The following is an 11,806-nucleotide window of genomic DNA, read 5'->3' on the forward strand; positions in this document are numbered from 1 at the left end:
CCGATGTCCTTTCCCCTGCTGACAGTCACGGCGGCCCTCCCGGCCGTCGGGGCGATCGCCACGGCAGCCGTGCCGGCCGCGAAACGCACCGCGGCCAAGTGGCTGGCGCTGCTGGTCTCGCTGGCCACACTCGCGCTGGCGATCGCGGTCCTGGTCCGCTTCGACCCCGACGGCGACCGCTACCAGCTCACCGAGTCCCACTCCTGGATCGCGGACTTCGGCGTCCGCTACGAACTGGGCGTGGACGGCATCGCGGTGGCGCTGATCGCGCTGACCGCCCTGCTGATCCCGTTCATCATCCTCGCGGGCTGGCACGACGCCGACCCGCTGGAGACCGGCAGCAGCCGGTGGCGGCCGACGCAGGGCTTCTTCGCCCTGATCCTGGCCGTCGAGGCGATGGTGATCATCTCCTTCGAGGCCACCGACGTCTTCCTCTTCTACATCTTCTTCGAAGCCATGCTGATCCCGCTGTACTTCCTGATCGGCGGCTTCGGCGACCGGGCCCACGAGCACGGCGAGAAGACGGCGGCGACCCAGCGGTCGTACGCCGCGGTGAAGTTCCTCCTCTACAACCTGGCCGGCGGTCTGATCATGCTGGCCGCGGTGATCGGCCTCTATGTGGTCGCCGGGAACTTCTCGCTCACCGAGATCGCCGAGGCGCGGGCCAACGGCTCGCTGGACATGGCGACCAGCACCGAGCGCTGGCTGTTCCTCGGCTTCTTCTTCGCCTTCGCGGTGAAGGCGCCGCTGTTCCCGCTGCACACCTGGCTGCCCAACGCCATGGGGGAGTCGACCGCGCCCGTCGCCGTGCTCATCACGGCGGTCGTCGACAAAGTCGGCACCTTCGCGATGCTCCGCTTCTGCCTCCAGCTCTTCCCGGAGGCCAGCAAGTGGGCGACGCCGGTCATCCTGGTCCTGGCGGTCATCAGCATCATCTACGGCGCGCTGCTCGCGGTCGGCCAGCGCGACATCAAGCGGCTGATCGCCTACGCGTCGATCTCGCACTTCGGCTTCATCATCATGGGCATCTTCGCGATGACCAGCCAGGGCCAGTCCGGCGCCACGCTGTACATGGTCAACCACGGCATCTCGACCGCCGTGCTGATGCTGATCGCCGGATTCCTGATCTCGCGGCGCGGCTCGCGGCTCATCGCCGACTTCGGCGGTGTGCAGAAGGTCGCCCCGATCCTGGCCGGCACCTTCCTGATCGGCGGCCTCGCGACCCTCTCGCTGCCGGGCCTGGCGCCCTTCGTCAGCGAGTTCCTGGTCCTGGTCGGCACGTTCACCCGCTATCCGGTGATCGGCATCATCGCCACCCTCGGCATCGTCCTCGCCGCGCTCTACACCCTCGTCCTCTACCAGCGGACGATGACGGGCCCGGTGAAGGCCGAGGTGAACGGGATGCCCGACCTGCGGGTGCGCGAGCTGGTGGTGGTGGCACCGCTGGTGGCGCTGCTGATCTTCCTGGGCGTCTTCCCGAAGCCCGTGACGGACATCGTCAACCCGGCGGTGGAGCAGACCATGTCCGACGTACACAAGAAGGACCCCCAGCCTGAGGTGGAGGCGGCCAAGTGAGCGCAACAGCCGTCCACAGCCTGTGGACAACGGCGGCGACGGCGGCCAACCCGATCGCCAAGATCGACGCGCCGAAGATCGAGTACGGGCAGCTGTCACCCGTCCTCATCGTCCTCGGCGCGGCGATCATCGGAATCCTGGTCGAGGCCTTCGTGCCGCGCAGGTCCCGCTACTACGCGCAGATGTTCGTGTCCGCCGTCGCGCTGATCGCCGCGTTCGCCGCGATCGTCGCCCTCGCGGCGGGCGGATACGGCACGACCAAGGCCGGCATCGCGGCGATGGGCGCCGTCGCCGTCGACGGACCCGCTCTGTTCCTGCAGGGCACCATCCTGCTGACCAGCCTGGTCGGCCTGTTCACCTTCGCCGAGCGGCGCCTCGACCCGGAGCAGCACGGCAACCGCGTCGACTCCTTCGCCGCCCAGGCGGCCGCCGTACCCGGCAGCGACAGCGAGCAGAAGGCGGTCAGGGCCGGCTTCACCACGACGGAGGTCTTCCCGCTCCTGCTCTTCGCCGTCGCCGGCATGCTGGTCTTCCCGGCGGCCAACGACCTGCTGACGCTCTTCGTGGCGCTTGAGGTCTTCTCCCTGCCGCTGTACCTGCTGTGCGCGCTGGCCCGCCGCAAGCGGCTCATGTCGCAGGAGGCGGCGGTCAAGTACTTCCTGCTCGGCGCCTTCGCCTCCGCGTTCACCCTGTTCGGCATCGCCCTGCTCTACGGCTACGCGGGCTCCATGTCGTACGGCACCATCGCCCAGGTCGTCGACGGCACCGTCCAGAACGTCACCCCGGCGCTCGCGGACACCATGGGCAACGACGCGCTGCTGCTCGTCGGCGCCGCGCTGATCGTCATGGGCCTGCTGTTCAAGGTGGGCGCCGTGCCGTTCCACATGTGGACGCCGGACGTGTACCAGGGCGCGCCGACGCCGGTGACCGGCTTCATGGCGGCGGCGACCAAGGTGGCCGCCTTCGGCGCCCTGCTGCGCATCCTCTACGTCGTCCTGCCCGGCCTGCGCTGGGACTGGCGGCCGGTGATGTGGGGCGTGGCGATCGTCACGATGCTGGCCGGCGCGATCGTCGCGATCACGCAGACCGACATCAAGCGGCTGCTGGCGTACTCGTCGATCGCGCACGCGGGCTTCATCCTCGCCGGTGTCATCGCGACCACGCCGGAGGGCATCTCGTCCGTCCTCTTCTACCTGGCCGCGTACTCCTTCGTCACGATCGGCGCCTTCGCGGTCGTCACGCTGGTGCGCGACGCGGGCGGCGAGGCGACGCACCTGTCGAAGTGGGCGGGGCTCGGCCGCAGGTCCCCGCTGGTGGCTGCGGTCTTCGCGGTGTTCCTGCTGGCCTTCGCCGGCATCCCGCTGACCTCCGGGTTCTCCGGGAAGTTCGCCGTGTTCAAGGCGGCGGCGGAGGGCGGCGCGGCCCCGCTGGTGGTGATCGGTGTGATCTCGTCGGCGATCGCGGCGTTCTTCTACATCCGGGTGATCGTGCTGATGTTCTTCAGCGAGCCGCGCCCGGAGGGCCCGACGGTCGCGGTGCCGTCCCCGCTGACGATGACGGCCATCGCCGTGGGCGTGGCGGTCACGGTGGTGCTCGGCGTGGCGCCGCAGTACTTCCTGGACCTGGCGGGTCAGGCGGGGGTGTTCGTGCGCTGACGCTGCGCTCGCGGCTTGCGGCTGCACGGCTGTGGTCCGGCACCTCTTCGGTGAGGTGCCGGACCACAGCCGTTCGGGGAGGGGGCTACTCGCCGCCGCGGCGCGGTTTGATGCCGGTCAGGTTGTCCCTGCTGGTAGGAGGGAGACAGGACGGCAGGTTATCGGCGTGTGGCTGTCCGTCACGGGCGAAGCCTGTGGATAACTCCGGGGCTGTCGGCGCGGACCCCTATCGTTGAGGCAGTGGTCGGGGCAGGACGGACCAGGCAGGCCGGACGGGCGAGGCAGTGCGTACGGGGGACCAGACGATGGGCGGGACGGGCGTGATCGGCGAGATGACAGAGACGGCGCAGGTGAGGGACGGGGACAGCGAGGCGCTGGCCACCCTGCACCGGGTCTTCGGGTACGAGGCATTCCGCGGTGAGCAGGAGCCGATCGTCGAGCACGTGATCGCCGGCGGCGACGCCGTCGTGCTCATGCCGACCGGCGGCGGCAAGTCCCTGTGCTACCAGATCCCGGCCCTGGTCAGGCCCGGCACGGGCATCGTGGTCTCGCCGCTGATCGCGCTCATGCAGGACCAGGTCGACGCGCTGCGGGCGCTCGGCGTGCGGGCCGGGTTCATGAACTCCACGCAGGACTTCGACGAGCGGCGCGTGACCGAGGCCGAATTCCTCGCCGGGGAGCTGGACCTGCTGTACCTGGCGCCCGAGCGGCTGCGCCTGGACAGCACCCTCGATCTGCTCTCCCGCGGCAAGATCTCCCTCTTCGCCATCGACGAGGCGCACTGCGTCTCCCAGTGGGGCCACGACTTCCGGCCCGACTACCTCACCCTGTCGCTGCTCGGTGAGCGCTGGCCGGACGTGCCCCGGCTCGCCCTCACGGCGACGGCCACCGACGCCACCCACCGCGAGATCACCGAGCGGCTGAACATGCCGGCCGCGCGGCACTTCGTGGCCAGCTTCGACCGTCCCAACATCCAGTACCGGATCGTCCCGAAGTCCGACCCCAAGAAGCAGCTCCTGAGCTTCCTGCGCGAGGAGCACCCCGGCGACGCCGGCATCGTCTACTGCCTCTCGCGCAACTCCGTCGAGAAGACCGCCGAGTTCCTGTCGCGCAACGGCATCGAAGCGGTGCCCTACCACGCGGGCCTGGACGCGGGCACCCGCGCGGCGCACCAGTCGAGGTTCCTGCGCGAGGAGGGCCTGGTGGTCGTGGCGACCATCGCCTTCGGCATGGGCATCGACAAGCCGGACGTACGGTTCGTCGCCCACCTGGACCTGCCCAAGTCGGTGGAGGGCTACTACCAGGAGACCGGCCGCGCCGGACGGGACGGCCTGCCCTCCACGGCGTGGATGGCGTACGGCCTCAACGACGTCATACAGCAGCGCAAACTGATCCAGTCCGGTGAGGGCGACGAGGCGTTCCGCCGCCGGGCCCAGTCCCACCTGGACGCCATGCTCGCCCTGTGCGAGACCGCCCGGTGCCGCCGCGGCCAGCTCCTCGCCTACTTCGGGCAGGACCCGGACCGGGCCGGGTGCGGCAACTGCGACACCTGCCTGACACCGCCCGAGACCTGGGACGGCACGGTCGCGGCGCAGAAGGTGCTGTCGACGGTGGTACGGCTGAAGCGGGAGCGGGGGCAGAAGTTCGGCGCCGGGCAGATCATCGACATCCTGCTGGGCAAGCGCACCGCCAAGGTCATCCAGTTCGACCACGACCAGCTCTCCGTGTTCGGCATCGGCGAGGAGCTGACCGAGGGCGAGTGGCGGGGCGTCGCCCGGCAGCTGCTGGCCCAGGGACTGCTCGCGGTCGAGGGGGAGTACGGCACGCTGGTGCTGACCGAGACCAGCGGCGAGGTCCTGCGGCGGGAGCGGGAGGTGCCGCTGCGCAAGGAGCCGAAGAAGCCCGCGGTGGCCAGGTCGGCGGGCGGCGGCCGCGGGGAGCGCAAGGCGAAGGCGGCCGCGGCCGAGCTGCCCGCGGAGCTGGTCCCCGCCTTCGAGGCACTGCGTGCCTGGCGGGCGGAACAGGCCCGTGAGCAGGGCGTCCCGGCGTACGTCATCTTCCACGACGCCACCCTCCGGGAGATCGCCACCGTCTGGCCCACCTCGGTCGGGCAGCTCGGGGGCATCAGCGGAGTCGGTGAGAAGAAGCTGGCGACCTACGGCGAGGGCGTGATCGAGGTGCTGGCCGGGCTGGACGGACCGGGCTCCGCCCCGGCGCCCGCGCCCGCCCCGTCGGACGGCCCGGGCACCGGTTCCGGCGCGCACGGCGGCGCGGTCGACTGGCCCCAGCACGAGCACGAGCACGAGCACGAGCACGAGCCCGAGCCGGAGCCCGAGCCGGAGGACTGGATATAGGCACTCGGCTAAGGGGAGCCTCCGTGTCCGTCCCCGGAGTCACAAGGCCCGGGTCGCGTACGCCCTGACGTCGGCGTCCGTGTCACCGGTGACGGTCGCCAGCGCCGTCCGGGCGTCCTCGGTGGTGGCCGTGTGCCGGGTCAGGGCGAGGACGGCCGCCTTGCGGACGTCGGCGTTCCGGTCGGCGAGGGCCTTGGCGAGGACGGGGACCGCGTGGTCGGAAGGGGCGGCGGACAGCGCGGTGGCCGCGCCCGCCCGCACCTGCCAGGCGGGGTCGGACAGTGCGGCGACGGCACGGGCCGCCAGCGGGGCGGGGCAGCCCGTCTCCGCGAGGGCCGCGAGGGCGGCGCCGCGGACCAGGACGTCGGGGTCCTCGGTGAGCCGGTCGAGGGCACCGCCGGTGCCAGGTGCCGCCCGCAGCGTCCCCAGCGCCTTGGCGACCGCGACCCGCACCTCGCGGGACGGATCGTCGGCGGCCGGGGCGAGCGACTCGGCGACGTCCAGCGAGACGAGCCCGCGCACCGCCTCGATGCGTACCCGGGCGTCGGGGTCGCCCAGGGCCGTGGCGAACGTGCCGGTGCCGCCCAGCCGCAGGATGCGCAGCAGGTCGAGGGCGGTGGCGCGGACTACGGGGTCGGCCTGGGCCAGTGCCTCGGCGAGGGGGTCGCCCAGGGCGGGCCCGGGCGTCAGCGTCTCGGCCAGTTCACGCAGGGAGGCGGCCGCGGCGGCGCGCACCTCGCCGTCGGGATCGGACAGGGCGGCGGCGAGCGCCGGACCGGTACCGGTCGGGACGGTCTCGGTGAGCACGGTGACCGCCGTGCGCCGGACGCCCGGTTCGGGATCGGACAGGTAGGGGCGGAGGGCGGGCAGATCGGGCTCGTTCTCGGCCAGGGCGAGCAGTTCCAGCAGCCTGGGGGACCCGGCGGCGCCCGGCTCGGCGGCCGAGGTGGCCGAGGGGCAGGTCTCCCCGGCCCCGGCCCCGGTACCAGCCCTGGCCCCGGTGGCGAGGGGTGCGGCATCGCGCGCCCCGGCCGTCGCCACCTGCTCCGGATGCACCTCACCGAGGTGCCGGGAGGGGCCTCCGACCGGCGTGAACTCGTCGATCGGAACCAGATAGGGAGCCACGGGACGAGCCGTGAACTCCATCGCACCGGAGGGGGACTTGTGCAGATCGAGGTGGTGGAACCAGGAAGCGTCGTCGCGCTCGGGGATGTCGACGCGCTCGTGGTAGAGGCCCCAGCGGGACTCCGTGCGGGCCAGGGAGGCCCGGGCGGCCATCTCCGCGCAGTCACGGATGAAGGTGACCTCGGCGCAGCGCATCAGCTCGTGCGGGGTGCGGGCACCCATCGCCGCGATGTCCGTGCGCATCCGCTCGAAGGACTCCAGCGCGAGCGACAGCCGGGCGCCGGACTTCGGTGGCGCCACGTAGTCGTTGACGAAGCGCCGCAGCTTGTACTCGACCTGCGGCTGCGGCGGGCCGTCGGGGTTGCGCAGCGGGCGGTAGACCAGTTCGTGCGCCTCGCGCAGCTGCTCGGACGGCAGTTCGCCCGCGTAGGCCGTGTACCGGGCGGCGTCCGCGCCCGCCAGGTCGCCGAAGACGAACGCGCCGATCATGTAGTTGTGCGGCACGCAGGCCAGGTCGCCTGCCGCGTAGAGGCGGGGGACGGTGGTGCGGGCGTGGTCGTCCACGCGGACGCCCGAGGCGGAGTGGCCGCCGCACAGCCCGATCTCGGAGATGTGCATCTCGACGTCGTGGGTGCGGTAGTCGTGCCCGCGGCCCGCGTGGAAGGTGCCGCGGGTCGGCCGCTCGGTGGAGTGCAGGATGGATTCCAGGGCGGCGACCGACTCCTCCGGGAGGTGGCTGAGCTTGAGGTAGACCGGACCGCGGTCGCTGGCGACCTCCGCCGCGAACTCGGCCATCATCTGGCCCGACCAGTAGTCGGAGTCGACGAAGCGTTCGCCGTGCCGGTTGACCTGGTAGCCGCCGAAGGGATTGGCGACGTAGGCGCACGCCGGGCCGTTGTAGTCCTTGATCAGCGGATTGATCTGGAAGCACTCGATGCCGGTCAGTTCGGCGCCCGCGTGGTAGGCCATGGCGTAGCCGTCACCGGCGTTGGTGGGGTTCTCGTAGGTGCCGTAGAGGTAGCCGGAGGCGGGCAGACCGAGTCGGCCGGCGGCGCCGGTCGCGAGGATCACGGCGCCCGCGCGGACGGTCACGAAGCGTCCGGTGCGGGTGTGGAAGCCCGCCGCACCGACCGCCCGCCCCTCCGCAGTCAGGACCCGCACCGGCATCACCCGGTTCTCGATGCGGATCCGCTCCCGCATCTCGCGCCGCCGCAGCTGCCGGTACAGGACCTTCTTGACGTCCTTGCCCTCCGGCATCGGCAGCACATAGGAGCCGGACCGGTGCACCTGGCGGACGGCGTAGTCGCCGTGCTCGTCCTTCTCGAACTTCACCCCGTACGACTCCAGCCGCTGGACCATGGCGAAGCCGCGGACGGCGGTCTGACGGACGGTGGACTGGTCGACGATGCCGTCGTTGGCGCGGGTGATCTCGGCTACGTAGTCGTCGGGTTCGGCGCGGCCGGGGACGACGGCGTTGTTGACGCCGTCCATGCCCATGGCGAGGGCGCCGGAGTGGCGGACGTGGGCCTTCTCCAGCAGCAGCACGTCCGCGCCGTGCTCGGCGGCGGTCAGCGCGGCCATGGTGCCGGCGGTGCCGCCGCCGATGACGAGGACGTCGCAGGAGAGTTCTTCGGCGTCGGTGAGGGCGGGGATCTCCACCAGGTGGCCTTTCAGGTGCCGAGGGATGTCAGGACGTCGCGCCGCAGCGCCGTGCGGGCCGGGTCGTCGTGCGCGGTGCGGTCCCGGGGGCGGGGCACGGCGCGTACGGCGGCCAGGCGGCCGGCGCCGAGCAGGGCGACGCGGTCGCCGAGGAACAGGGCCTCGTCCACGTCGTGGGTGACGAAGACGACGGTGGCTCCGGTGCCGTGCAGTACCTCCACCAGCAGGTCCTGCATCCCGGCCCGGGTCTGGGCGTCGAGGGCGCCGAAGGGCTCGTCCATCAGGACGGCGCGGGGGCGTCCGGCCAGCGCACGGGCCAACTGGGCGCGCTGGCGCTGTCCCCCGGAGACACGGTGCGGCAACTGCCCGGCCTGTGCGGCGAGGCCGACCCGCTCCAGCCAGGCCGTCGCCTGGTTCCGGCGCTCGGCGCGGGGCACGCCCTGGACGGCGAGGGGGAGTTCGACGTTGGCGCGCAGGCTGCGCCAGGGCAGGAGGGCGTCCTCCTGGAAGACCAGGGCCCGGTCCGCCCCCGGGCCGTCGATGGGGCGCCCGTCCTGTTCCGCCGTTCCGGCCAGCGGCGGCAGAAGACCGGCCAGGGTGCGCAGCAGCGTCGACTTGCCGCAGCCCGAGGGTCCGACCACGGTGAGGATCTCGCCGGGGGAGACGTCGACGTCCACACCGCTCACCGCGGCGGCGTCCGGGCGGCCGAGGGCGGCGTCGCGCAGGGTGAGCCGGCTGCCGCGGCCGGACGTCCCGGCGCCGGCCTCGGTATCGGCTTCGTTCCCGTTCCCGGCTTCCGTCTCGGCTTCGTTCTCGGTCTCAGTCTCAGTCTCGGACGAGGTGCTCATCGCGTGCCTCCTCGGGACGGGTGCGGATGATGTCCTTGCGTACGGCGGCGGCAGGGTGCGGGTGCGCCGCCCCGGACCGCGCGGGCTTCGGGCGGGCGGTGGGACCCTGCGCCGTCCGTGGCAGCCAGCGGGTCAGACGGCGGCCCAGCAGTTCCACGGCCGTGGAGGTGAGCCAGCCGAGCACGCCGATGGTGACCATGCCGACGAAGACGCCCGGGTAGTCGACGACCGTGTAGTCCTGCCAGGTGCGGTACCCCACGCCGTACTGTCCGGAGATCATCTCGGCGGAGATCACACAGATCCACGAGACGCCGATGCCGACCGACAGCCCACCGAAGACACCGGGCAGCGCGCCCGGCAGGACCACCGAACCGAGGACCCGCCACCGGCCGCCGCCCATGGTCCGGACCGCCTCCTCCCACACGGGGGAGAGCGCGCGTACCGCGTGCCGGGTGGAGACCAGGACGGGGAAGAAGGCGGCGGTGCAGGTGATGAAGACGATGCCCTGCTCGTTGGAGGGGAAGAGGAGGATCGCCACCGGGACCAGAGCGATGGCGGGGATGGGCCGGACCACTTCGAGGACCGGGCCGAGCAGGTCCTCGGCGAGCCGCGAGCGGGCCACGAGCACACCGGTGGCCACGCCCAGGACGGCCGCGAGCAGGAAACCGGCGAGGATGCGGGTCAGGCTGTCGGTGAGGTCGGTCCAGTAATCCGGCCCCGTCAGCCGGTCGGTGAAGGTGTGCGCCACATCGGTGACGGTGGGGAACTGCGAGAAGCGCAGCCACAGGTCGATGTCCTGGCTGGTCAGCAGCTGCCACAGACCCAGGGCGACGGTGAGCGAGGCGACCCGCAGCGCGTAGCGGACGGGGCGGTTCACGATGCCAGCTCCAGTGCCTGGGCGTACGGCACCACGCGCGCTCCGCCGTGCCCGGCGACGTACGCCCGTGCGGTCTCCGGTGCGACGAAGGGCAGCAGTTCGCCGCCGTCGGCCACCCACACCGCCTGGTCGGCGAACCACAGGGTGCCGGTGGTGGTGTCGGGGACGTAGGCGGCCCGTACCTCGTCGCGATGCCCGGCCACGTGCCGCAGCAGCGCCGTGGGGGAGGAGAAGGTGAGGGTCTTGTCCGCACCCTTGGGCCAGACCTCGCCGGCCGGTTCCGGGGGCGTGGCGGCGAGCCGCTCGGCGTACGCGGTCGGGCCGAGCGCCTTCTTCACGTACCGGTCGTCGACGAAGGCGTCCACGTCCACGTCGCCGGTGAGCTTCGCGTCCTTGAGGACCGAGACGTCCTCCTTCAGGGCCGCGACGAGTTGCGGCTTGACGGCCGGGTCGAAGGTGGCGATGCCCTGGGCGCCGTTGTAGAGGTAGACGGTCTCGGCGGGCAGGCCGGTGGCCTTCGCGACCTTCTCGGCGGCGGCCACGGGATGCGCGTCCAGATAGTCCGTCGCCTGCGTCTGGGCCTTCAGGAACGCCTCCAGCACGGCGGGGCGCTGCTTCGCGAACTCCTCGACGGCGGTGACGCCGTGGAAGGTGGGCAGGTTCAGCTGCGCTCCGTCGTACAGCGCCTTCGCCTTGCCCTGCTGGGCGAGCAGGCCGGGCCAGGCGACGAACTGCGACAGGGCGTCCGCGCTTCCCGCGTCCAGGGCCGAGGCGCCCACCGCGGGCTGCTGGTTGAGCTTCTCGATGTCCTCGGCGGGGTCGAGGCCGGCACGCTGCAGGGCGCGTACCAGGGTCCCGTCGGCGGCCGAGCCGACGCTCGTCGAGACCTTCTTGCCCTTGAGGTCCTTCAGGGAGGTGAGGGAGGAACCGGGTGCGACGACGATGGTGTTCAGGCCGCCACGCAGGTTGTAGCCGGTGACCGAGACCAGGCGGGTCGGCTTGCCGAGCTGTTTGCCGCGGGCCGCGTTGATGAGCAGGGGGAAGTCGCCCATCGAGCCGATGTCTATCTTCCCCGCGGTCATCTGGGCGGTGATGGGCGCGCCGGTGGCGTAGTCCTGCCAGTCGACCTTGTAGGTGACGCCGTCGTTCAGGGAGTTGAGCTGCTTCTCGAAGTAGCCGAGGGAGCGCAGGAGGGTGCCGGCGGTGACCGTGTTGATCGTCCTGGACTGGTAGCCGACCGTCACGGTGACCGTGGAGCCGTCCCCGTCGGCCGACGCGTCGCCGCCGCAGGCGGTGAGGGGGAGGAGCAGGGCCACCGCCACAGCGGCGGCGGGCAGGGGGAGGGCGGAGCGTTTCGCATTCATGGCAAGTCGGCCTCTCACCGGAGCAGGTAGGGCATGTTGACCGTGACCGCCCCGGTGGGGCAGCGGGCGGCGCACGGGCCGCAGTACCAGCACTCGTCGACGTGCATGTACGCCTTGCCGTTGCGCTCGTCGATGGCGAGGGAGTCCAGCGGGCACATGTCGACGCAGAGCGTGCAGCCTTCGATGCACTTCGACTCGTCGATGGTCACGGGCACGTCGGCCCGCTGGGGCGCCAGAGGCATGGCTGTCTCCAGGGAGGGTGCGCGAAAGGGGTGTTCGGGGTTACAGGGACCGGTGGAGCAGACCGTTCATCGCGATCCGGTCGCCGCGGAAGCGGACGAACTCCAGG

8 protein-coding genes are annotated in these 11,806 nt (G+C 71.8%); 3 read left to right on the plus strand and 5 right to left on the minus strand.

The window, feature by feature from the left end; all coding sequences use genetic code 11:
* Positions 1-3: 3 nt before the first annotated feature.
* From K7854_RS21675 to recQ, 3 genes are all read left to right on the plus strand, one after another.
* A complete protein-coding gene (locus tag K7854_RS21675; protein ID WP_226028206.1) occupies positions 4-1,575 on the plus strand; it encodes an NADH-quinone oxidoreductase subunit M in 1,572 nt (523 codons plus the stop codon).
* Entirely contained in the window at positions 1,572-3,230 is a 1,659-nt protein-coding gene (gene nuoN, locus K7854_RS21680; protein ID WP_226028207.1) for an NADH-quinone oxidoreductase subunit NuoN, read from the plus strand. Before K7854_RS21675 ends, nuoN begins: the two co-directional genes overlap by 4 nt.
* A gap of 305 nt (positions 3,231-3,535) precedes the next feature.
* Positions 3,536-5,584, plus strand: coding sequence for a DNA helicase RecQ (gene recQ, locus K7854_RS21685; RefSeq protein WP_226028208.1), 2,049 nt, complete (start codon positions 3,536-3,538; stop codon positions 5,582-5,584).
* Between the two features lie 39 nt (positions 5,585-5,623).
* On the opposite strand, the gene K7854_RS21690 is transcribed toward recQ, so the two are convergent.
* Genes K7854_RS21690 through K7854_RS21710 form a run of 5 tightly spaced genes read right to left on the minus strand, consistent with a single transcriptional unit; the run spans position 5,624 to position 11,699 of the window.
* Complete coding sequence (locus K7854_RS21690) at positions 5,624-8,368, minus strand: fumarate reductase/succinate dehydrogenase flavoprotein subunit (protein WP_226028209.1); 2,745 nt, start codon at positions 8,366-8,368, stop codon at positions 5,624-5,626.
* A gap of 11 nt (positions 8,369-8,379) precedes the next feature.
* On the minus strand, positions 8,380-9,216 hold the full coding sequence (locus K7854_RS21695) for an ABC transporter ATP-binding protein (RefSeq protein ID WP_226028210.1): 837 nt from the start codon (positions 9,214-9,216) through the stop codon (positions 8,380-8,382).
* A complete protein-coding gene (locus K7854_RS21700) occupies positions 9,194-10,096 on the minus strand; it encodes an ABC transporter permease (RefSeq protein WP_372481053.1) in 903 nt (300 codons plus the stop codon). Before K7854_RS21700 ends, K7854_RS21695 begins: the two co-directional genes overlap by 23 nt.
* Entirely contained in the window at positions 10,090-11,457 is a 1,368-nt protein-coding gene (locus tag K7854_RS21705) for an ABC transporter substrate-binding protein (RefSeq protein WP_226028212.1), read from the minus strand. The genes K7854_RS21700 and K7854_RS21705 overlap by 7 nt, the downstream gene beginning before the upstream one ends.
* Positions 11,458-11,471: 14 nt before the next feature.
* Complete coding sequence (locus tag K7854_RS21710; RefSeq protein WP_030145386.1) at positions 11,472-11,699, minus strand: 4Fe-4S dicluster domain-containing protein; 228 nt, start codon at positions 11,697-11,699, stop codon at positions 11,472-11,474.
* Positions 11,700-11,806 lie beyond the last annotated feature (107 nt).

The organism is Streptomyces hyderabadensis, from assembly GCF_020404845.1.
Lineage (GTDB): Bacteria > Actinomycetota > Actinomycetes > Streptomycetales > Streptomycetaceae > Streptomyces > Streptomyces hyderabadensis.

What these genes read in the sequence shown, in the direction of transcription:
- K7854_RS21710 (WP_030145386.1), bottom strand. Translation starts at nt 11,699, where the DNA reads ATGCCTCTGGCGCCCCAGCGGGCCGACGTGCCCGTGACCATCGACGAG.
- K7854_RS21695 (WP_226028210.1), bottom strand. Translation starts at nt 9,216, where the DNA reads ATGAGCACCTCGTCCGAGACTGAGACTGAGACCGAGAACGAAGCCGAG.
- recQ (WP_226028208.1), top strand. Translation starts at nt 3,536, where the DNA reads ATGGGCGGGACGGGCGTGATCGGCGAGATGACAGAGACGGCGCAGGTG.
- K7854_RS21705 (WP_226028212.1), bottom strand. Translation starts at nt 11,457, where the DNA reads ATGAATGCGAAACGCTCCGCCCTCCCCCTGCCCGCCGCCGCTGTGGCG.
- K7854_RS21675 (WP_226028206.1), top strand. Translation starts at nt 4, where the DNA reads ATGTCCTTTCCCCTGCTGACAGTCACGGCGGCCCTCCCGGCCGTCGGG.